This window comes from Comamonas sp. MYb21 (assembly GCF_037479395.1).
In the GTDB taxonomy this organism is placed as follows: domain Bacteria; phylum Pseudomonadota; class Gammaproteobacteria; order Burkholderiales; family Burkholderiaceae_C; genus Comamonas.
On sequence record NZ_JBBGZC010000003.1, the window covers coordinates 182,515 to 202,489 of the forward strand.

Sequence of the window (19,975 nt, forward strand, 5' to 3'; positions counted from 1 at the left end):
ACAAGCAGGGCTGCATGGCTCAAGCAAACGTGGATCAGCCCAATTGCACCACCTGCATGCCGGCGGGCAGCGAGGGGTTGCTGGGCAGGTCGTCGTGGTCGAAGGCCTTGTCGCCGTTTTCATCGGCGATGCCGGTGGGCTTGGCGTTCTGGAAATCGAACAGCTTGGGGTCGGCCAGGTGGGTGGGCACCACATGCTGCAGCGCGCGGAACATGTTGTTCACACGGCCGGGGTGCTTGCGGTCCCACTCGCGCAGCATGTCGCCAATCATCTGGCGCTGCAGGTTTTCCTGGCTGCCGCAGAGGTTGCAGGGGATGATGGGGAAGTCGCGGTACTGGGCCCAGCGTTCGGTGTCCTTCTCGGGCACATAGGCCAGCGGGCGGATCACCACATGCTTGCCGTCGTCGCTCACCAGCTTCGGGGGCATGGCCTTCATGATGCCGCCGTGGAACATATTGAGCATCAAGGTCTGCACGATGTCGTCGCGGTGGTGGCCCAGGGCCACCTTGTTGCAGCCCAGCTGGTCGGCCACCTTGTACAAGATGGCGCGGCGCAGGCGCGAGCACAGACCGCAGGTGGTCTTGCCCTCGGGCACCACACGCTTGACGACGCTGTAGGTGTCCTGGTTCTCGATGTGGAAGTCCACGCCCACGCTTTTGAGGTACTCGGGCAGCACATGCTCGGGAAAGCCGGGCTGCTTCTGGTCCAGGTTCACGGCCACCAGGTCGAACTTGATGGGAGCGCGGGCGCGCAGCTTCATCAGGATGTCAAGCAGGGTGTAGCTGTCCTTGCCGCCGGACATGCAGACCATCACCTTGTCGCCGTCCTCGATCATGTTGTAGTCGCCAATGGCGCGCGCCACCTCACGGCACAGGCGCTTTTCCAGCTTGTGGTTCTCGCGCTGGATCTTCACCCGCTTTTCGTTGTTAGCCGATGCCTGCGCATCGTCGCTGGTGGCGTCGTCAAAGTCCCATCCGTTCGCGGCGGCGGGCTGGGGCTGGAGGAGTGCGGTATCGGTGGGGGCGTTCATAGGTTCACCATTGTCCGGTTTCGGTGCGGATTGCAACTTCGCAATCGTCAAAAATCTCTAGCTTGGCGATCTTCACGCGAACGCCGCGCACATTGGGCAACTGCATCAGCCGCTGGGCGACCTTGCCGATCAGGGTCTCAAGCAGGTTGACATGCTCGGCCGTGCATTCATCGATGATGATCTGGCGCACCTTGCGGTAGTCCAGCACATGCATGATGTCGTCATCACTGGGCGCCAGCGGCTGCTGGCCCATGTTGATTTCCGCATCCACCAAGATGGGTTGCGGCGCAGTCTTCTCGTGGGCGAGGATGCCTAAATTGGCATCAAAACGCAGGCCCGTCAAGCTCAGGGTTTGCAACCCGGTGTCAAATGTCGTCATAAAAACAGCAAGGCAGCGAAGAATCGCTACATCATCGAAAAATCGCGGTCAAACCGCATCAGGTGCTGGCCGCCGTCCACCAGCAGGCTGGTGCCGGTGATGGAGCTGTTGTCCAGCGCAAAGCGCACGGTGGCGGCCACATCGTCTGCCGTGGATGAGCGCCCCAGCGGGCTCATGCGGTGCAGGGCCTCGAACTTCTCGGCGCTCAGGTAGTCGCTGGTCAAGGTCAAGCCCGGGGCCACACCGACCACCCGCAGGCGCGGCGCCAGCGCCTGGGCCAGCAAGGTGTTGGCCGCTTCCAGCGCCGCCTTGCTCAAGGTGTAGCTGACAAAGTCGGGGTTCATGTTCCACAGCTTCTGGTCGAGCAGGTTCACCACCACGCCCTGGGCCTCATCGCCCCGCTGGCAGATATGCTGGTGCAGCAGCTGGGCCAGCACGATGGGCGCGGCCGTGTTGCTGCGCAGATGGCGCTCCAGCCCGGCATAGCCAAAGTCGGCGGCGCCATCATGCTCGAACAGCGAGGCGCTGTTGACCACCGCATCGACCTGGCCGAAATGGGCTACCACCCGGGGCAGCAGGCCGCGCACTGCGGCCTCGTCGTCGAAATCGGCGTCAAAATGGCCGCTCAGGCCCGACAGCGCGGCGCACTCGGCAGCGGTCTGCGCAGCCTCGGCAGCCGAGCCCCGGTAGTGCACCGCCACCTGCCAGCCATGGCGGGCCAGCCCGAGCGCAATCACCCGGCCCAGGCGCTTGGCAGCGCCAGTGACCAGTACGGTGCGTGGGGTCGAAGAAGGCATGGGCATGGCAAGCGCTCAGCAAGCGGCGACAATAGGGGGGTGAATACAGAACCCTCTAGTTTAACGACTGTGCTGGCCAAGCGCATGGCTGAGGCTATTGCCCAGGCCGGCGGTTGGATCCCGTTTGATGACTTCATGCGCATGGCGCTGTACGAGCCCGGCCTGGGCTACTACGCCAATGACCGCAGCAAGTTTGGCGTCATGCCCGAGGAGGGCAGCGACTTTGTCACCGCGCCCGAGCTCTCGCCGGTGTTTGGCGAGCTGGTGGCCGCCCAGGTGCAGGATGCCTTTGCCCACACCCAGACCAGCGAGGTCTGGGAGTTTGGCGCCGGCACCGGTGCGCTGGCCGAGCAGCTGCTGTCCACCCTGGGCCCCGCCTGCTCGCGCTACACGATTGTCGATGTCTCAGGCAGCCTGCGCCTGCGCCAGCAAGAGCGCCTGGCCCGCTTTGGTGACCAGGTGCAGTGGGCCGATAGCTTGCCCGCGCAGATGCAGGGCGTGGTCGTCGGCAACGAGGTGCTTGACGCCATGCCGGTCAAGCTTTTGCTGCGCCAGCAGGGTGTGTGGCAGGAGCGCGGCGTGGTCGTGGCGAGCGCCGAGGGCGACGAGGTGCGCTTTGGCTGGGACCAGCGCCCCACCCACCTGCGCCCGCCGGTGGAGCCGGAGCTGCCGCAGGAGGCCGAGTACCTGACCGAGATCCACCCGCAGGGCGAAGCCTTTGTCGCGACGCTGGCCGACCGCATCACGCGCGGCGCGGTGCTGCTGATCGACTATGGCTTTGGCGAATCGGAGTACTACCACCCGCAGCGCCATATGGGCACCCTGGTCTGCCACCATCTGCACCAGGTCGACAGTGACCCGCTGGTGCTGGTGGGCCTGAAGGACATCACCGCCCATGTGAACTTCACCGGCATTGCGGTGGCGGCGCAGGATGCCGGCATGGATGTGCTGGGCTACACCAGCCAGGCCCATTTCCTGATCAACTGCGGCCTGGGCGCCAAGCTCGACGGGCTCGAAGTGATTGCCCGCAGCAAGGCGGCCAAGCTGATGATGGAGCATGAGATGGGCGAGTTCTTCAAGGCCATCATGCTGAGCAAGGGTGTGGCCGTCTGGGAGCCAGCAGGCTTTGTGCAGGGCGACCGCATGCACCGGCTATAGGGACCCTCTGCAAAAATCCCTGCCGTGGTCTGAACGCGGTCTCGGGCGATCCACTGCGTTGTATTCCTTGTCAATAGCTACAGCTATTGACTGCAAAAGACGCCTTGCGCCTCATCCCGATCCGCGTCCATCCCGCTTGGCGAGGGTTTTGCAGAGCATCCCTAGCCGCTGGCACCAGGGCAGAGAGGGGGCAGGGTGGGACTGGGTGAGGTGGGCCCGCAGAGGCGGGCCGACAAAAGATGGCTGCCGGTGCCAAGCCCTGACACATGCCCGCCGCCCGGTGCGTCCGATCTGTACGCCCCCGGCACGGGGCATGCAGGCTGGCTTGTGCTGCACCGACAGACTGCGATCATGGCGGCGTTGCATGACGGCCTGATGACAGCAGACACAACAGCAGCGCAGCAGCACCCTTCATCGGTTTGCGCATAAAGATACGCGTTTTCATTCGTTTTCTGATTGCAGCGCGCCTTCTACAGTGGGCCTATCACTGGTCCGCCAAGGAAAGCTGCCATGTCCGCGCTGTTTGATGTTCTGACTGCCCATCCGTTCTTCTTCCGCCGTCCGGTGCCCGACAGTGCCAGCCAGGCAGGTAGCGCCGCTGGCACCACGCAGGCCTTCAGCCTGCGTCCCATCCAGCAGCCCGCTGGCGCCCAGACCCGCCTGGGGGTGGAGGTCGTGGGCCTGGACCTGTCCCGCCCGCTGGGCCCGGACGACTTTGCCCGGCTGCAGCAGGCGCACCAGGACCACAGCGTCGTGGTCTACCGCAACCAGCGCATCAGCCCGGCCGAGCAGATTGCCTTCAGCCGCCGCTTTGGGCCGCTGCAGCGCCATGTGCTGCGCAACTACCAGCTGCCGGGCCATGACGAGATTCTGATCGTCTCCAACATCATTGAAAACGGCCAGCCCGTGGGCCTGGGCGATGCCGGGGCCTACTGGCACTCCGACCTGTCCTACAAGCCCCAGCCTGCGATGGGCTCGCTGTTGCATGCGCAAGAGCTGCCCGAGGTCGGTGGGGACACCTTGTTTGCCGACCAGGTCGCGGCCTACGAGGCGCTGCCCTATACCCTCAAGCAGCAGCTGGTCGGTTTGCTGGCCGAACACAGCTATTTGCTCAAATATGAGGCACTGCGCGAGCGCAATGCCTTCCGCCCTACGCTCACTGCTGCGCAGGTGGCCGAGGTCAAGCCCGCCGTGCACCCGGTGGTGCGCACCGATCCGCAGACCGGCCGCAAGTCCTTGTTTGTCAGCGAGCATTTCACCACCCGCATCCTGGGCCTGCCCGAGGGCCGCTCGGCCGCGCTGCTGGCCGAGCTGTTTGCCCACAGCACCCAGCCGCAGTTTGTCTACCGCCACCACTGGCGTGACCGGGACCTGGTCTTTTGGGACAACCGCGCGGTGCTGCACCTGGCCACCGGCGTGCCGGCCGGCCAGCGCCGCAAGCTCTACCGCACGACGATCGAAGGGGATGTGCCGGTATGAACGCCGCCTCCCCGACCTTGCGCGCTACCGGGCTGCCCCGCCCGCAACGCCACCAACCGCTGTTTCTGCTGTCGCTGAGCCTGGCTGCCGCTTGTTGTTGATCGCCAGCGCCCGCCATTGCGGCGGCGCTGCCCGCTCCTGACAACGGCGATTGACGCCCACCCCCAGTGCCTGCCCACCCGCGCCAAAAAGCGCGGTGGTGCTGCGCTGCGGCCCAACGATTCCAGCCATACCTCTTGACGCACTATGAACATCCGCAATCCTTGGGCGCTGCGCAGCCAGCCGCCCGGCAAACAGTCCACCACACCATCCAGCCGTCCCGCTGCCGCCGCCCATGGCGCCCGCCTCGGCTCTGCCAGCAAGCATGCGGCAGCCGTGCTGGCCGCCACTGCTGCGCTCTGGGGCGTGGCTGCAGGCGGCGCGCAGGCGGCCGAGGGCCAGCTGCGCATTGCGCAGCAGTACGGCATCGTCTATTTGCTGCTCAATGTGGCGCAGGACCAGCAGTTCATCGAAAAGCAGGGCAAGGCCCAGGGGGTGGACATCAAGGTCAGCTACCTGCAGTTCTCCGGCGGCCCGGCGGTCAACGATGCGCTGCTCTCGGGCAACGTCGATATTGGCGGCGCCGGCGTCGCGCCGCTCTTTACGCTCTGGGACCGCACCAAGGGCAAGCAAAACGTCAAGGGCGTGGCCTCGCTGGGCAACTTCCCCTACTACCTGGTCAGCAACAACCCGCAGGTCAAGACGATTGCCGACTTTACCGACAAAGACCGCATTGCCACGCCGGCGGTTGGCGTCTCGGTGCAGTCGCGCGTACTGCAGTACGCCTCGGCCAAGCTTTGGGGCGAGCAGCACTACCAGCGGCTCGACAAGCTGCAGGTCGCACTGCCGCACCCCGATGCGGCAGCGGCCATCATCAAGGGCGGCACCGAGATTACCGCGCACTTTGGCAACCCGCCGTTCCAGGAGGTGGAGCTGGCCGGCAACCCCAATGCGCGCATTGTGCTCAACAGCTATGAGGTGCTGGGCGGTCCGGCCTCGTCCACCGTGCTCTACGCCACCGAGAAGTTCCGCCAGGAAAGCCCCAAGACCTACCGCGCCTTCCTCGATGCGCTCGATGAATCGGCCCGCTTTGTACAGGCCAACCCCGAGCAGGCGGCCGATATTTTTTTGAAGAGCGGTGGCGGCGGCAAGGTCGATCGCAACCTGATCCTGCAGATCATCAAGAACCCGCAGGTGCAGTTCACGATCCAGCCGCAGAACACCGTGGGCCTGGGCCAGTTCCTGCAGCGGGTGGGCGTGATCAAGACCAAGCCCGAATCGGTGCGCGACTATTTCTTTGACGACCCGCGCATCTCCGGGGGGAGCTGAGATGCGCTGGCCCCACGTTTTTGCGCAGGAGGGTGATGTTGCGCTGTCGCGCGGCAGCTGGCTGCGCAGCGCTGCCGAGCCCTATGCCAGCCTGGCCGAGGCCGAGCTGGCCGACCGCCTGATCAGCCGTGCCCCGCCCATCCCAACATCGGCACCCAGCCAGACCTTGCACAGCCAGGCAGCGCAGGCGGGCAGCGCCTTGCTGGAGGTCGACCAGGTCAGCATCGACTATGTGACCGACGAGCGTGTGCTGCGTGCCACCCACCAGGTCAGCCTGCAGGTGCATGCGGCCGAGCGCTTTGTGCTGCTGGGGGCGTCTGGCTGCGGCAAATCGACCCTGCTCAAGGCCATGGCCGGTTTTGTGCCGGTCAGCGAAGGGGCGATCCGCCTGGCTGGCCAACCGGTCGAGGGCCCCGGGCCGGACCGGGTGATGGTGTTCCAGGAGTTTGACCAGCTGCCGCCTTGGAAGACGGTGCGCGAGAACGTGATGTTCCCGCTGCTGGCCTCGCGCCGCTGCAGCAAGGCCGAGGCACGCGAGCGCGCCGATCTCTACCTGGACAAGGTGGGGCTGAGCCGCTTTGCCGATGTGCACCCGCACCAGCTATCAGGCGGCATGAAGCAGCGCGTGGCCATTGCCCGTGCGCTGGCCATGCACCCGCAGGTGCTGCTGATGGACGAGCCCTTTGCGGCCCTCGATGCGCTGACGCGCCGGCGCATGCAGGAAGAGCTGCTGGCGCTGTGGGACGAGCTGCGTTTTACCTTGGTGTTTGTCACCCATTCGATCGAGGAGGCGCTGGTCGTGGGCAGCCGCGTCGCCATTCTCTCGCCTCACCCGGGTCGCTTGCGGGCCGAGATCAACGCCCATGCCTTTGGCCTGGCGAGCGGCGGCAGCGCCGAGTTCGAGGCCGCGCACCAGCGCATCCACCGGCTGCTGTTTGACGAAGACCGCGCTGGCGCCCCCGCCGCCGCCGACCCCGCCAGCAGCGCAGCCACCGGCTTGCGCCGCGTGGCCTGACACGAGAGAAGAGACCCGCTATGGCATCCACCCCCGTGACGGCCTGGCCTGGCGCTGCCAAGGCCCTGCCACCCCTGCGGCCCGAGGCCGAATACCCCCTGCCCGATGCCCCGGCACACCTGGCGGTGCGCCGCTTGCCGCTGGCCAAACGCTTGCTCCAGCATCCGGCCTTGCGCAAGGCCCTTATCTTGGTGGTGCTGGCCCTCCTGTGGGAGCTGGCAGCGCGCTGGCAGAACAACGACCTGCTCTTGCCCACCTTCAGCCAGACGGCAGCGACCTTGCTGCGCGAGCTGGGCAATGGCGCGCTGCTGGGCAAGGCGGCGATATCGCTGGGCATCTTGCTGCAAGGCTATCTGCTGGGTGTGGCCGGGGCCTTGCTGCTGACGCTGCTGGCGGTATCGAGCCAGTGGGGGCGCGATGTGCTGACCACCTTGACCAGCATGTTCAACCCCCTGCCGGCGATTGCGCTGCTGCCACTGGCCCTGCTGTGGCTGGGCCTGGGGCAGGCCAGCTTGCTGGCGGTGCTGGTGCATTCGGTGCTGTGGCCGCTGGCGCTGGCCACCTATGCCGGTTTTCAGTCGGTGCCCGAGACCTTGCGCATGGCCGGCCGTAACTATGGCCTGCGCGGCGCGCGCTATGTGCTGCAAATCCTGGTGCCAGCTGCGCTGCCATCCATCCTGTCGGGCCTCAAGATTGGCTGGGCCTTTGCCTGGCGCACCCTGATTGCTGCCGAGCTGGTGTTTGGGGCGTCGTCGGGCAAGGGCGGCCTGGGCTGGTACATCTTCCAAAGCCGCAACGAGCTCTATACCGACCAGGTGTTTGCCGGGCTGGCCCTGGTGATCATCATTGGACTCTTGGTCGAAAACCTGGGCTTTCACCCGCTGGAGAGGGTCACCGTCAAGCGCTGGGGTGTGCAGCGCTGATGCGCTCACCGGGCTGCGGGCGCTGTGGTCGCATCCCAACAAGCGCAGCGGGCCGGCAGGGGCGCAGCTGTAGGACTGTAGCGATTGTTGAAGATTGCCGGCTTGTTAAAATAGCATTTTTGCAATCATTTATTGCATACTGATAGGTTTTGCAGTGCCTGATCATGCCCATTGGGGGCCGGAGGGCTGCTGCTGCGCGCCTGTGACGGATGGGGCGTGCTCCCAACACGGGTAGACCTATGACCAATTCTTCTTCTGATACTGCGCTCTCGCCAGAGGCCGGCGCAGCGGCCCCGGAGCCCGCTGCGCAGACGCCGCAGGGGCCGCAAGCGAGCCAGCGCTCGACCATGTCGCTGCCGGTGGTGGTGCCTGCACTGCTGGTGCTGGGCGTCCTGCTGCTCGTTTGCGTGCTGGCGCCTGATGCCGCAGACCGCCTGTTCTCGGGCGCGCAGCGCTGGGTGGTGGCCAGTTTTGACTGGTTCTATGTGATGGCGCTGAGCGCCTTCTTGCTGTTTTTGGTGGTGCTGGCAGCCAGCCGCTATGGCGATATCCGCCTGGGCCCCGATGACGCCAAGCCGGAGTTCAGCTTTGTCTCCTGGTCGTCGATGCTGTTTGCCGCCGGCATGGGCATTGGCCTGATGTACTTTGGCGTGGGCGAGCCGCTGCAGCATTTCCTCAACCCGGCCACACAGGAGCCGGGCACGCCCGCTGCCGCGCGCGAGGCGATGGAGGCCACGTTCTTCCACTGGGGCTTTCATGCCTGGGCGGTCTACGGCACCATGGGCCTGGTGCTGGCCTATTTTGGCTTTCGCTACAACCTGCCGCTGACGATGCGCTCGGGCCTGTACCCGCTGCTGCGCGAGCGCATCAACGGCCCCATTGGCCACGGCGTCGATGCGTTTGCGCTGGTGGGCACCATTGCCGGTATTGCCACCACCTTGGGCTATGGCGCGCGCCAGATCGCCGCCGGCATCCACACCTTGACCGGCTGGGAAACCGAGACCTCCGGGTTCCTGGTGGCCGTCATCGTCGTGGTGGTGACCCTGGCCAGCCTGTCTGCGCTGCTGGGCGTGGACAAGGGCGTGCGGCGCCTGAGCGAATTCAACATGCTGCTGTCGGTGCTGCTGCTGAGCTTTGTCATCATCGCCGGCCCCACCGCGCATATCTTCAAGGCCTTGAGCGAGAACATCGGCAACTACCTGCAGGGCCTTATCGGCATGTCGCTGCGCACCTTCGCCTATGTGCCGTCGCGGGAGGAGGGCTGGTTTGGTGGCTGGACGATCCTGTACTGGGCCTGGTGGGTGAGCTGGTCACCCTTTGTCGGCCTGTTCATTGCGCGCATCTCGCGCGGCCGCACGGTGCGCGAGTTCGTCATCGGCGTGCTGCTGGTGCCCACCGCGTTCAACCTGCTGTGGATGACGGCCTTTGGCAACAGCGCGATCTGGACCGACAGCCATGTGGCCGCTGGTGCGCTGGCGCAGACGGCCACCAATGTGGACGCCTTGCTGTTCCGCTTCTTCGAGTACCTGCCCTGGGTCAAGCCGGTGTCCTGGCTGGCGGTGCTGCTGATTGGCGTGTTCTTCATCACCTCGGCGGACTCGGGGGCGCTGGTGGTCAACTCCATCGCTTCGCGCGGCAACAACGAGGCGCCCGTCTGGCAGCGCCTGTTCTGGTGCGTGCTGCTGGGCCTGACCTCCATCGTGCTGCTGCTCGCCGGCGGCCTGGGCGCCCTGCAGGCGGTAACCCTGGTGACCGCCTTGCCGGTGGCCTTCATCATGCTGGTGCTGTGCGTGGGGCTGTGGCGCGGCATGGTGGCCGACCTGGCCCATTACTCGCCCGATCTGGCGCCCGCCACCAACTTCTGGAGCGGCCAGCACTGGCGCAAGCGCCTCGAGCAGATCGTGCACCAGCCGCACAAGGACGATGTGCAGCGCTTCCTGAGCACCACCGTGCTGCCTGCGATGAACGAGGTGGCCGCAGAGATGCAAAAGCGGGGCTTGCAGGCGCATGTGCAAGACAGCCTGGAGGGCGATGCCGACAGCGAAGCACGCCTGGTCGTGCCGGTCGAGCAGCTGCGCGACTTTGTCTATGGCGTGCGCGCCGTGCGCCGCACCATGCCCACGTTCACGGTGCGCGAGAGCGCCGGCAGCAACGCGCGCCGCTACATGTATGAGCCGGTGACTTTCTTCGAAGATGGGCGCTCGGGCTATGACGTGCAGTACTTGCGCAGCGAGGAGCTCATCGCCGATATTCTCCGCCAGTACGAGCGCTATCTGTCCCTCAGCGCAGACAAGCGAACGCAAATGCTGAACCGGGCTCCAGGGCATACGGATCCTGTGTAAGTTCTTTTAGCCACCTTCGGGTGGCTTTTTCTTTTTGTGTCTTGGCTGGTTATGCGTTGGGGGGGTGACTGCTCTGGCGGTGCTGTTGTTGGTGGTGGCGCTGGCAGTTTTCGTTTTTAGGTGGCGATATGGGCGCGTAGGCTTTGTTGCGGGGGCTTGCCATACAGGCGTATTGTCTGCGCCCCCGGCGTCGCGCCTACGCACCCATCTCGCCATTGGATGTGGCGGTTCAGGCGCTGCGCTTGCTGCTGGGGTGGTTGTTTTGAAGTCCAATGCGGTGGGTGATTGGCTGTGGCGAACCTTTGCCCTGGCGATGCTGTTTTTGGCTGGGGCGCTGGCAGTCATCGTTTGGGGGTGGCGATATGGGCGCGTAGGCTTTGTTGCGGGGGCTTGCCATACAGGCGTATTGTCTGCGCCCCCGACGTCGCGCCTACGCGCCCATCTCGCCATTGGTGTTGGTGGTTCAGGCGCTGCGCTTGCTGCTTGGGTTGCTGTTTTGAACGGCCAACGCGTTAGGTTCGTTGGGTGGTTACTGCAATCGCCGACAATGGCGGCTTCTTTGCCGCCTTTGCTTTTTGCAGCCTCTGCCATGCCTTCTTGTCTGTTCACCCATGCCCATGTTTTTACCGGCCGCAGCGAGAGCGATTTCGCCTCGGCTTTTGTGGTCGCAGACGGCAAGATTGCCTGGGTGGGGCATGTGGGCGATGCGTCGCAGCCGGCGGCAGAGCACCAAGTGGATTTGCAGGGGCGCACGGTGGTGCCGGGCTTTATCGATGTGCATACGCATCCCACCTTTTTGTCGCAGATCGTCGATGCGGTGCCTTGCACGGTGCCGCTGGTTGAAGACATTCCGGGGCTGATTGCGGCGCTGAAGAACCACCCCAAGGCGGGGTTGGGGCCGAACGACTGGATTGAGGGCTGGGGCTATGACGAGTCCAAGCTGAAGGAAGGGCGCACGCCGACGCGCCATGACCTGGATCTGGTGTCGGCCACGCAGCCGGTCTATGTGGGCCGCTCCGACTGCCATTCGGGCATCTGCAACAGCCGTGCGCTGGCGCTGGCGGGCATTGGCAAGGACACGCCCGACCCCATCGGGGGCCACTTTGGCCGGGATGCCGATGGCTCGCCCAATGGCGTTTTGACCGAGCTGGCGGCCAACAGCGTGGTGCAGCGCGCCAAGGCGGTGCTGGACTATGCGCAGGCGGTGGGGAGCCTCGCGCGCACCTCGCAGCGCTTTAGCGAGCGCGGCATTGTCGCGGTGACCGACATGATGGCCTTCACCCAGCCCTTCCACCACCTCGATGTCTACCGCGATGCTGCCCAGGCCGGCTTCAAGCAGCAGGCGGCACTGTATTTCTCCTGGGAGCCTTGCAAGGGCGATTTGCTTGCGGGGCTAGAGGCCGCGCAAAAGGATGGACGGGTGAAGATCGCCGGCATCAAGCTGTTTGCCGATGGCTCCATCTCCGGCAAGACGGCATGGTGCAGCTGCGCCTACAAGCACACGGGCAGCCTGTTTGGCATGTCCTTGCTCAGCAGCGCAGCGCTGGCGCAGGCCTATGCATGGTCAGTGGCCAACGGCGCGCAAATGGCCGTGCATGCGATGGGCGATGCGGCCCTGCAGTTGGTGATCGACTTCTTTGCCGATAAAAAGCCCTGGCTGCCTGCGGGCGTGCCTTCCGTGCGCTTGGAGCATGCGACCTTGCTCAAGCCCGCGCAGATCGTGCAGATGAATGCGATGCCGATGCAGTGGGGCGTGGCCACGCAGATCATCTTTATGTTTGCCGAGTACGAGGCCTATACCGAGAACCTGGTTGATTCCGAGTTTGACCAGTCCTACGCGCTCAAGACCTTCTATGACGAGATCGACCATGTGGCGCTGTCGTCCGACGCGCCGGCCACCACCTGGGCCGATCCGGACAATGTCTTTGTCTCCATCCAGGCTGCCGTGCAGCGCCGCGCCTACAACGGCGCCCCCATTGTGGACAGCCAGGCGCTGACGGTGCCCCAGGCCCTGCTGCTCTACACCGCACGCGCTGCCAGCCTGTCGCCGTTCGAGGGCCAACTGGGCCAGATCGCCCCCGGCTTTGAAGCCAGCTTTGCGGTGCTGGACCGCGATATCTTCACCGTGCCGGTTGCCGACATTGGCAGCCTGCGTGTGCAAGCCACCTGGATTGCCGGTGAGCAGGTCTACTGCGCCGCATGATGACTTCGCCACCCATTCACCTGCCGGAGGCGCTGCGATGATCCGCTGGCTGATTGTCATTTTCCTCGCGCTGCTGCTGCTCAACGGTTTTGCCGCGCTGCTGCGCAAACTGGGGCTGGGGCGGCTGCCGGGGGATTTTGAGATCCGGTTGTTTGGCAGAACCTTGTGGCTGCCGATTGCGACGACCGTGGTGCTGAGCCTGCTGGCGGCCGGGATTGCGCGCTGGCTGTAAGCCCAGGGAGCGCCAACCACTGCTGCACCGCAGCATCTGTCATGGTTGTAAGCAAATCTCGGGTGTGAATAGACCCGACGTCCCTTGAGCGCCTTGTCAGCTAAGGGAAAGCTTGTAAACAAATTGTCACCGTGCTTTCATACACTGGCGCGATGTCAAGCATTGAGTTACGGCAGGTTGCCAAATCCTGGGGCAGCACCACGGCGCTGCATGCGGTCGATCTGCAGATCGCGCCGGGCAGCTTTTGCGTGCTGCTGGGCCCCTCGGGCTGCGGCAAATCGACGACCCTGCGCATCATTGCAGGGCTGGAGACCGCCAGCGCCGGCCAGGTGCTGATTGGGGGACGCGATGTGACGCAGCTGCCGCCAGCGCAGCGCGGCATTGCGATGGTGTTCCAGAACTATGCGCTGTTTCCGCATCTGTCGGTGGCCGAGAACATGGGCTTTGGCCTGGCAGTGCGCAAGGTGCCCAAGGCCGAGGCCGACAAACGTTTGAAGGATGCGGCCGAGCTGCTGGGCCTGTCGCATCTGCTGGAGCGCAAGCCAGGCCAGCTCTCGGGCGGCCAGCAGCAGCGCGTGGCGCTGGGCCGGGCCCTGGTGGCCCAGGCCTATGTCTGCCTGATGGACGAGCCGCTGTCGAACCTGGACGCGCAGCTGCGCCAGGAGATGCGTGCCGAGCTGCGCGAGCTGCAGCAGCGCCTGGGGCTGACGGTGGTCTATGTCACCCATGACCAGACCGAAGCGATGAGCATGGCCGACCAGGTGGTGCTGCTGCACCAGGGCCGGGTCGAGCAATGCGCGACCCCGCGCGAGATGTATGCCCGTCCGGCCAGCCGCTTTGCCGCGCGCTTTATTGGCACGCCGGCGATGAACCTGGTCCAGCTCAGCGGCGGCGCCATTGCCGGCAGCCAGGTGCAGGTGGCGGCGCCGGCCGGTGCTGCTGCGCTGGGCCTGCGGCCTGAGGCCGTGCAGTGCCTGGCCACCGAAGGCGTGGATGCGCAGGTGAGCAGCCTGGAATACCTGGGCGCCGATACGGTGCTGCGCTGCGCGATTGGCAGCGAGCAGATCACGGTGCGCGCACCCGGCCAGCAGGCAGTGGCCGTGGGGCAGGCGCTGCGCCTGGCCTGGCGCGCGGAGGACATGCATTTCTTCGATGCCCATGGCCAGCGCATGGCCTGAGGCACGCAACCCCTTTTCTTTGACTGAGCTGTTTGTGCAGCGCCTGCGGGCAGGCGCATAACCCGAGGAGTGATTCCGTGCAACGCAATATCTTTTTGAAGACCCTGGCCGCATCGGCCGTCGCCATGCTTGGCCTGGGCGCCGGCCTGGCGCATGCCGCCGATCCGCTGGAAGTGCCTTTTTACTACCCCGTGGCCGTGGGCGGCCCGATCACCAAGGTGATCGACGGCTATGCGAATGACTTCAACAAGGCGCATCCGCAGTACAAGATCACGCCGATCTACGCGGGCACCTACCAGGAAACCATCGTCAAGGCGCTCACCGCCAACAAGTCGGGCAAGGCGCCGGCCACCTCGGTGCTGCTGTCGACCGACATGTTCACCCTGATTGACGAAGACGCGATCGTGCCGATCGACGACTTTGCCAAGACCGATGCCGACAAGGCCTGGCTCAAGGGCTTCTACCCCGCCTTCATGGCCAACAGCCAGACGGGTGGCAAGACCTGGGGCGTGCCTTTCCAGCGCTCCACCGTGGTGATGTACTACAACAAGGACACCTTCAAGGAAGCCGGCCTGGACCCGAACAAGGCCCCTGCCACCTGGAAGGAGCTGAGCGAGGCGGCCAAGAAGCTCAGCAAGAAAGACGCCAGCGGCAACGTCACCCAGTACGGCATCCAGATCCCGTCGACCGGCTTTGCCTACTGGATGCTGCAGACCCTGACCACCCCCAACGATGTGCTGCTGGCCAACGAAGCGGGCACCAAGGTCACCTTCGACAACCCCAAGGTGATCGAGGCGCTGGACTACTGGGTCAACCTGACCAAGGAGGGCGTGCACCCCAAGGGCGTGATCGAGTGGGGCACGACGCCCAAGGACTTCATGGAAAAGAAGGCCGCGATCATCGTCACCACCACCGGCAACCTGACCAATATCAAGGCCAACGCCAAGTTTGATTTCGGGGTTGGCCAGATTGCCGGCCATGTGCGCAAGGGCGGCTCGCCCACCGGTGGCGGCAACTTCTACATCTTCAAGAAGGCGCCCAAGGAGCAGCAGCAGGCCGCTTTCGAATTTGCCAAGTGGGTGACCCAGCCCGAGCGCGCTGCGCAGTGGAGCATGGACAGCGGCTATGTGGCCGTATCGCCCGCCGCCTATGACACGCCGATCCTGAAGCAGTACGGCCAGGACTTCCCGCAGGCGCTGGTGGCCCGCGACCAGCTGCCCGTCTCGGTGGCCGAGTTCTCCACGCATGACAACCAGCGCGTGACCAAGGTGCTGAACGACGCCGTGCAGGCTGCGCTGAACGGCACCAAGACCTCGGCGCAGGCGATGAAGGATGCGCAGAAGGAAGCCGACCGCATCCTGCGCAGCTACCAGTAACGTCCCCACCCGGCCTGGGCTGCTTGCAGACCATGCCGGGCCAGGGTTGGGCAAGGCCCCAGCCCGGTTGAGAGAACCCAACGCATGAGCGCCTCTTCCTCGTCCATTGCCGGCAGCGGCCAGCGCAGCATCCACGCCTGGTTGCTGCTGCTGCCTGCGCTGGTGCTGCTGGTCGCCTTTACCCATTGGCCGGCCGTGGCGACCTTCATCGACAGTTTTTATTCCACCCCCAAGGGCGCGCGTGCAGCGGTGTGGGTGGGCATCGAGAACTACCAGGCGATGGCCGATGACCCGGTGTTCTGGCAGGCGGTGCGCAACAACCTGTGGTTTGCGGCGGCCACGATTCCTGCCTCCATCGGCCTGGCGCTCTTGATGGCGGTCTGGGTGAACGAGCGCATCGCAGGACGCACCTTTGTGCGCATGGCGTATTTCACGCCCACGGTGCTGCCGATGATTGCAGTGGCCAATATCTGGTTGTTCTTCTACACGCCGCAGTACGGCCTGCTGGAGCAGGTCACCGGCGCGCTGGGCCTGCCTTCGCACAACTGGCTGGGCAGCCCGTCGACCGCGCTGGGGGCCATCACCTTGGTGGCGGTGTGGAAGGAAGCGGGCTTTTTCATGATCTTCTACCTGGCTGCGCTGCAAACGCTCAACCCCAGCCTGAAGGAGGCCGCCGCCATTGAGGGCGCATCGCGTTGGTATTTCTTCCGCCGGGTGCAGTGGCCGCTGCTGATGCCGACCACGGTGTTTGTGCTGGTCAATGCGGTGATCAATGCCTTCCGCCTGGTCGACCATGTGTTTATCCTGACGCGCGGCGGCCCGGACAATGCCACCACCTTGCTGCTCTACCACCTCTATGAGGTGGGCTTCAAGTTCTGGGATACGGCCTATGCAGCGGCCATCACCGTGGTGCTGGTGGTGGTGCTCTCCAGCGTGGCGCTGTTCCAGTTCTTTGTGCTGGACAAGAAGGTGCACTACCAATGAGCCGCAGCCAAGCCCCTGCCGTCATCTACCGCCACACCTGGCTGGACACCTTTGCCGCCTGGCTGCTGGCGCTGCTGTGGATTTTGCCGCTGGCCTATGCGTTCTGGACGGCCTTCCACCCCAGCGACTACGCGATCCGTTTTGACCTCGGCGCCCCCTGGACCTTGCAGAACTTCCGCAAGGCCTGGGATGCGGCACCGTTTGCGCGCTACTTTCTGAACACCAGCTTGCTGGTGGCCCTGATCCTGGCAGCGCAGTTGGTGCTGTCCACGCTGGCGGCCTTTGCCTTTGCGCGCTACCAGTTCCGGGGCAAGAACATCGCCTTTGCGCTGGTGCTGGTGCAGCTGATGATCATGCCCGACATCCTGCTGGTGGAGAACTACCAGACCATGGCCCGGCTGGGCCTGGTCGATACCTTGTTTGCGATTGGCCTGCCGTACTTTGCCTCGGCCTTTGCGATCTTTTTGCTGCGCCAGACCTTCATGGGCATCCCCAAGGAGCTGGACGAGGCCGCGCGTGTCGAAGGGGCCAGCACCTTGCAGATTCTCTGGCGCGTCTATGTGCCGCTGGCTCGGCCGGTCTATACCGCCTTTGCGCTGGTCTCCGTGAGCTTTCACTGGAACAACTTTCTCTGGCCGCTGATCATCACCAACAGCGTGGAATCGCGCCCGCTCACCGTCGGGCTGCAGGTGTTCTCCAGCGTGGAGCAGGGCGTGGACTGGTCCACCATCACCGCCGCCACCTTGATGACTTCGGCGCCGCTGCTCGTCGGCTTTATCCTGTTCCAGCGCCAGTTTGTGCAGAGCTTTATGCGGGCAGGGATCAAGTAAAAACGCTAGAGTGGCGCTTTTTGGGTGAGCATCTTCTCAGGGAGCTTTCTATGTCCGCAAAGGGTCAGGCTGGCGTGGTGCTGTACGTCCAGGATATCGAGCGCGTGGCGCAGTTTTATGCGCAGGTGCTGGGCCTGCAGGAGCAGCACCGTCTGCCCGGTTGGGTGGCGCTGGCATCTGCCGCATTCCAGCTGGAGCTGCATGCCATACCGGCCGAGATCGCCGAGCGCATCCACATCAGCACGCCGCCCCAGCGCCGCGAGAACGTGGCGCTGAAGTTCTTTGTCAGCGTGCCATCGCTGCAGGATGCCGGCGCGCGCGCCAGCAGCTTGGGCGGAGCGATGTTCCACGAAGCCTGGGCCGGCCCTGGCTACAGCGCCTGCAATGCGATGGACTGCGAGGGCAATGTCTTCCAGCTGCGCGAGGACGCCCCGGCGCTGGTGTAGCCGGGGCCAGCGCGGTCACTGCTCAGGCCGGTTGCTGCTGCGTGGTGCAGTGGATGCCGCCGCCGCCCGCTGCGATGGCATCGATATTGAGCTGCACAATCTCGCGCCCCGGGAACTGTTCGCGCAAGAGGGCGCGGCTGTTGCGGTCAGCGCGGCTATCGCCAAACTCCGGGCTGATCACCGCGCCGTTGCAGACGTAAAAATTGATATAGCCTGCCGCAAAATCCTTGTTCTCGTACTGCGGCCGGACCTCGTCAGGCCCCGGCATGCGCAGCACCTGCAAGGGGCGGCCCCGCGCGTCCGTCGCCTTGCGCAGGATGGCCAGGTGGCGCTGGGTGACCGCATATTCTGGCGAGGACCTGTCATTGTCCACACCGGCAACCACGACCCCGGGCGCGCAGAAGCGGGCATAAAAGTCGGTGTGGCCATCGGTGATGTCGTGGCCGGCAAGGCCGGGCAGCCAGATCACCTTGTCGATCCCCAGCACCCGCTGCAATTCCTGCTCGCACTGCGCCTTGTTGGTGCCGGGATTGCGGTTGGCGTTGAGCACACAGCTCTCGGTGATGATGGCAGTGCCCTGGCCATCCACTTCAATGCCGCCGCCTTCCAGGATCAGGTTGCTTTTCAGCAAGGGAACCCCTGCCGTACCGGCTACAAAGGCCGCGACCTGGGCATCGTTGCGGTGGGATTGTTTGTTGCCCCAGCCATTGAAATTGAAACCGGCCCCGGCAAGCCCGCCGCCTGCCTTCTTCACAAATACCGGGCCGGTGTCCCGCATCCACAGGTCATCAATGTCTTGCACCAGCAGCTTGACCTTGTTGCCGCACAGGCGCGCGGCCAGGTCGTAGTCCTGGGCGTTGACCAGCATCTGCACCGGCTCCATCTGGGCAATGGTCTGGGCAATCAGCGCCAGGTTGGCCTGTGCGCCCGCCTTCAGCCGGCGGCCCCAGATCGCGTCACTGGCACCAAAGGCCATCCAGGTGGCGGCATGGCGCTCACCTTCATCGGGCATGCGCCCTTGGCTGCCTGCAGCGGGCGCCGACTGCGCTGGCATGCCTGCCGTTGCGCCAGCGACCAGCGTGGTGCCGGCCGAGAGAAATTGTCGTCGTTGCATGGTGTGGGCTCCCATGGGGTCGTTCGCGCCATCGCGCATCACATCTTGACCTGTCTTCATCACTTTTCCAATGGCTCCTATCGGGAGCGGTTGCGTTGCCGAATATTCGGACGAGGTCGCATTGTGGATCGCCGTAGGTATGAGATCAAATGATAAGATTTACGCTTATTCATTAATATCTCTCATATGTCCGAGCCGCGTCTCCCGTCCTTGAAGCTGTTGATGGGGTTTGAGGCCGCCGCCCGGCATGGCAGCTTTTCACGCGCAGCCGATGAGCTGCATGTGACCCAGTCTGCGATCAGCCACCAGGTGCAGCAGCTCGAAGCGCAGCTGATGCAGCCGCTGTTTCGGCGTGCAGGGCGCGGTGTGGAGTTGACCATCGCAGGCGAGGTGCTGCTGCGCAGCGTTCAGCGCTCGCTCACTGTGCTGCGCAGCGGCATGGAGCGCATTGGCACCTACCTCGATCCGGGCCTCGTGTCCCTGGTCTGCCCCGCGCCGCTGTTGCGCGGCTGGCTGCAGCCCCGGCTGCCCGAGCTGCATGCGCTGCTGCCCGGGCTGAGCCTGGTGCTGTCGGCCGACGAGAGCGCCCGCTTTGTCGATGAGATCGATGTGGACATCGCCATCAGCCGCAGGCCGCTGTTGCAGCCGGGCTTGCAGGAGCAGCCCCTGCTGCAAGACGAGTGGCTGCTGGTGGCCGATGCGGGTATCGCCCAGAAGCTGGGCCGCATTCCGCAGGCGCAGCACCACCTGCATGCCGATCTGGTGTGCCTGGAAGAAAGCCTTAGCTCCGAGGCCACGGCGCCGCTTTTCCTGGGGACGCTGGCGCAGTTTCGCAAGCGCGCCATGTATGACGATGCGCGGCTGGTGCTTGATGCCGTGTTGGCAGCGCAAGGCATCGCTTGCTTGCCCAGCCTGTTGCTGGAGGGCAGCCTGGCAAGCGGGCGGCTGCAGATGCTGCCAGGCTACCCGCGTGTGCTGGGCAGCACCTGGTGGCTGTCGGGCGTGGCTGGGCCTGCCCGCTCGGACATGGTTGCGCAGGTCTTTGAATGGCTGGGCGCGCAAGGCCAACCACGGTGACCGGGGACAGGGCGCTGCCTGCAGCTTGCTGCGCCGGCATCGCG

Annotated in this window: 18 protein-coding genes; 14 read left to right on the forward strand and 4 right to left on the reverse strand. The window is 64.8% G+C overall.

The window, feature by feature from the left end; translation table 11 throughout:
* Window positions 1-34: 34 nt before the first annotated feature.
* From ttcA to WH367_RS05870, 3 genes are read right to left on the reverse strand one after another with little or no spacing between them, the layout of a single operon-like run.
* On the reverse strand, window positions 35-1,030 hold the full coding sequence (gene ttcA / locus WH367_RS05860) for a tRNA 2-thiocytidine(32) synthetase TtcA (RefSeq protein ID WP_339534819.1): 996 nt from the start codon (window positions 1,028-1,030) through the stop codon (window positions 35-37).
* 4 nt (window positions 1,031-1,034) lie between these two features.
* Window positions 1,035-1,409: a dihydroneopterin aldolase gene (locus WH367_RS05865; RefSeq protein WP_116926667.1), complete on the reverse strand. Its 375-nt coding sequence runs from the start codon at window positions 1,407-1,409 to the stop codon at window positions 1,035-1,037.
* 26 nt (window positions 1,410-1,435) lie between these two features.
* Window positions 1,436-2,212, reverse strand: coding sequence for an SDR family oxidoreductase (locus WH367_RS05870; RefSeq protein ID WP_339534820.1), 777 nt, complete (start codon window positions 2,210-2,212; stop codon window positions 1,436-1,438).
* Between the two features lie 78 nt (window positions 2,213-2,290).
* Between WH367_RS05870 and WH367_RS05875 the strand changes: the two genes are divergently transcribed.
* The 13 genes from WH367_RS05875 to WH367_RS05935 all read left to right on the forward strand — a co-directional run bounded on the left by WH367_RS05875 (window position 2,291) and on the right by WH367_RS05935 (window position 17,740).
* Window positions 2,291-3,364 carry a class I SAM-dependent methyltransferase gene (locus WH367_RS05875; RefSeq protein ID WP_339534821.1) on the forward strand — a complete coding sequence of 358 codons (1,074 nt, stop codon included), beginning with the start codon at window positions 2,291-2,293 and terminating at the stop codon, window positions 3,362-3,364.
* Window positions 3,365-3,874: 510 nt separating this feature from the next.
* Window positions 3,875-4,843, forward strand: a complete 969-nt coding sequence (locus WH367_RS05880) for a TauD/TfdA dioxygenase family protein (RefSeq protein WP_339534823.1) — start codon at window positions 3,875-3,877, stop codon at window positions 4,841-4,843.
* Window positions 4,844-5,089: 246 nt separating this feature from the next.
* Window positions 5,090-6,211 carry an ABC transporter substrate-binding protein gene (locus tag WH367_RS05885; RefSeq protein WP_339534824.1) on the forward strand — a complete coding sequence of 374 codons (1,122 nt, stop codon included), beginning with the start codon at window positions 5,090-5,092 and terminating at the stop codon, window positions 6,209-6,211.
* Between the two features lies 1 nt (window position 6,212).
* Window positions 6,213-7,226: an ABC transporter ATP-binding protein gene (locus WH367_RS05890; RefSeq protein ID WP_339534826.1), complete on the forward strand. Its 1,014-nt coding sequence runs from the start codon at window positions 6,213-6,215 to the stop codon at window positions 7,224-7,226.
* A 20-nt stretch (window positions 7,227-7,246) separates the two neighbouring features.
* On the forward strand, window positions 7,247-8,149 hold the full coding sequence (locus tag WH367_RS05895; RefSeq protein ID WP_339534828.1) for an ABC transporter permease: 903 nt from the start codon (window positions 7,247-7,249) through the stop codon (window positions 8,147-8,149).
* A gap of 347 nt (window positions 8,150-8,496) precedes the next feature.
* Entirely contained in the window at window positions 8,497-10,491 is a 1,995-nt protein-coding gene (locus tag WH367_RS05900) for a BCCT family transporter (protein WP_339534994.1), read from the forward strand.
* Between the two features lie 589 nt (window positions 10,492-11,080).
* A complete protein-coding gene (locus WH367_RS05905; protein WP_339534830.1) occupies window positions 11,081-12,694 on the forward strand; it encodes an amidohydrolase in 1,614 nt (537 codons plus the stop codon).
* Between the two features lie 37 nt (window positions 12,695-12,731).
* A complete protein-coding gene (locus WH367_RS05910) occupies window positions 12,732-12,926 on the forward strand; it encodes a DUF2905 family protein (protein ID WP_021028510.1) in 195 nt (64 codons plus the stop codon).
* Window positions 12,927-13,078: 152 nt separating this feature from the next.
* Window positions 13,079-14,104, forward strand: coding sequence for an ABC transporter ATP-binding protein (locus WH367_RS05915; protein ID WP_339534832.1), 1,026 nt, complete (start codon window positions 13,079-13,081; stop codon window positions 14,102-14,104).
* A 77-nt stretch (window positions 14,105-14,181) separates the two neighbouring features.
* Window positions 14,182-15,480: an ABC transporter substrate-binding protein gene (locus tag WH367_RS05920; RefSeq protein WP_339534833.1), complete on the forward strand. Its 1,299-nt coding sequence runs from the start codon at window positions 14,182-14,184 to the stop codon at window positions 15,478-15,480.
* 84 nt (window positions 15,481-15,564) lie between these two features.
* Window positions 15,565-16,464, forward strand: a complete 900-nt coding sequence (locus WH367_RS05925) for a carbohydrate ABC transporter permease (RefSeq protein WP_021028506.1) — start codon at window positions 15,565-15,567, stop codon at window positions 16,462-16,464.
* On the forward strand, window positions 16,461-17,294 hold the full coding sequence (locus tag WH367_RS05930; RefSeq protein ID WP_021028505.1) for a carbohydrate ABC transporter permease: 834 nt from the start codon (window positions 16,461-16,463) through the stop codon (window positions 17,292-17,294). Before WH367_RS05925 ends, WH367_RS05930 begins: the two co-directional genes overlap by 4 nt.
* Window positions 17,295-17,344: 50 nt before the next feature.
* A complete protein-coding gene (locus WH367_RS05935) occupies window positions 17,345-17,740 on the forward strand; it encodes a VOC family protein (protein ID WP_339534834.1) in 396 nt (131 codons plus the stop codon).
* A 22-nt stretch (window positions 17,741-17,762) separates the two neighbouring features.
* Here WH367_RS05935 and WH367_RS05940 read toward each other — a convergent pair whose 3' ends face one another.
* Window positions 17,763-18,914 carry an agmatine deiminase family protein gene (locus WH367_RS05940; RefSeq protein WP_445228076.1) on the reverse strand — a complete coding sequence of 384 codons (1,152 nt, stop codon included), beginning with the start codon at window positions 18,912-18,914 and terminating at the stop codon, window positions 17,763-17,765.
* A 126-nt stretch (window positions 18,915-19,040) separates the two neighbouring features.
* On the opposite strand from WH367_RS05940, the gene WH367_RS05945 reads away from it, so the two are divergent.
* Entirely contained in the window at window positions 19,041-19,931 is an 891-nt protein-coding gene (locus tag WH367_RS05945; protein ID WP_339534835.1) for a LysR family transcriptional regulator, read from the forward strand.
* Window positions 19,932-19,975 lie beyond the last annotated feature (44 nt).

Coding starts and splice junctions, on each gene's coding strand:
- ttcA (WP_339534819.1), bottom strand. CDS start 1,030: ATGAACGCCCCCACCGATACCGCACTCCTCCAGCCCCAGCCCGCCGCC.
- WH367_RS05865 (WP_116926667.1), bottom strand. CDS start 1,409: ATGACGACATTTGACACCGGGTTGCAAACCCTGAGCTTGACGGGCCTG.
- WH367_RS05870 (WP_339534820.1), bottom strand. CDS start 2,212: ATGCCCATGCCTTCTTCGACCCCACGCACCGTACTGGTCACTGGCGCT.
- WH367_RS05875 (WP_339534821.1), top strand. CDS start 2,291: ATGGCTGAGGCTATTGCCCAGGCCGGCGGTTGGATCCCGTTTGATGAC.
- WH367_RS05880 (WP_339534823.1), top strand. CDS start 3,875: ATGTCCGCGCTGTTTGATGTTCTGACTGCCCATCCGTTCTTCTTCCGC.
- WH367_RS05885 (WP_339534824.1), top strand. CDS start 5,090: ATGAACATCCGCAATCCTTGGGCGCTGCGCAGCCAGCCGCCCGGCAAA.
- WH367_RS05890 (WP_339534826.1), top strand. CDS start 6,213: ATGCGCTGGCCCCACGTTTTTGCGCAGGAGGGTGATGTTGCGCTGTCG.
- WH367_RS05895 (WP_339534828.1), top strand. CDS start 7,247: ATGGCATCCACCCCCGTGACGGCCTGGCCTGGCGCTGCCAAGGCCCTG.
- WH367_RS05900 (WP_339534994.1), top strand. CDS start 8,497: ATGTCGCTGCCGGTGGTGGTGCCTGCACTGCTGGTGCTGGGCGTCCTG.
- WH367_RS05905 (WP_339534830.1), top strand. CDS start 11,081: ATGCCTTCTTGTCTGTTCACCCATGCCCATGTTTTTACCGGCCGCAGC.
- WH367_RS05910 (WP_021028510.1), top strand. CDS start 12,732: ATGATCCGCTGGCTGATTGTCATTTTCCTCGCGCTGCTGCTGCTCAAC.
- WH367_RS05915 (WP_339534832.1), top strand. CDS start 13,079: ATGTCAAGCATTGAGTTACGGCAGGTTGCCAAATCCTGGGGCAGCACC.
- WH367_RS05925 (WP_021028506.1), top strand. CDS start 15,565: ATGAGCGCCTCTTCCTCGTCCATTGCCGGCAGCGGCCAGCGCAGCATC.
- WH367_RS05930 (WP_021028505.1), top strand. CDS start 16,461: ATGAGCCGCAGCCAAGCCCCTGCCGTCATCTACCGCCACACCTGGCTG.
- WH367_RS05935 (WP_339534834.1), top strand. CDS start 17,345: ATGTCCGCAAAGGGTCAGGCTGGCGTGGTGCTGTACGTCCAGGATATC.
- WH367_RS05940 (WP_445228076.1), bottom strand. CDS start 18,914: ATGAAGACAGGTCAAGATGTGATGCGCGATGGCGCGAACGACCCCATG.
- WH367_RS05945 (WP_339534835.1), top strand. CDS start 19,041: ATGTCCGAGCCGCGTCTCCCGTCCTTGAAGCTGTTGATGGGGTTTGAG.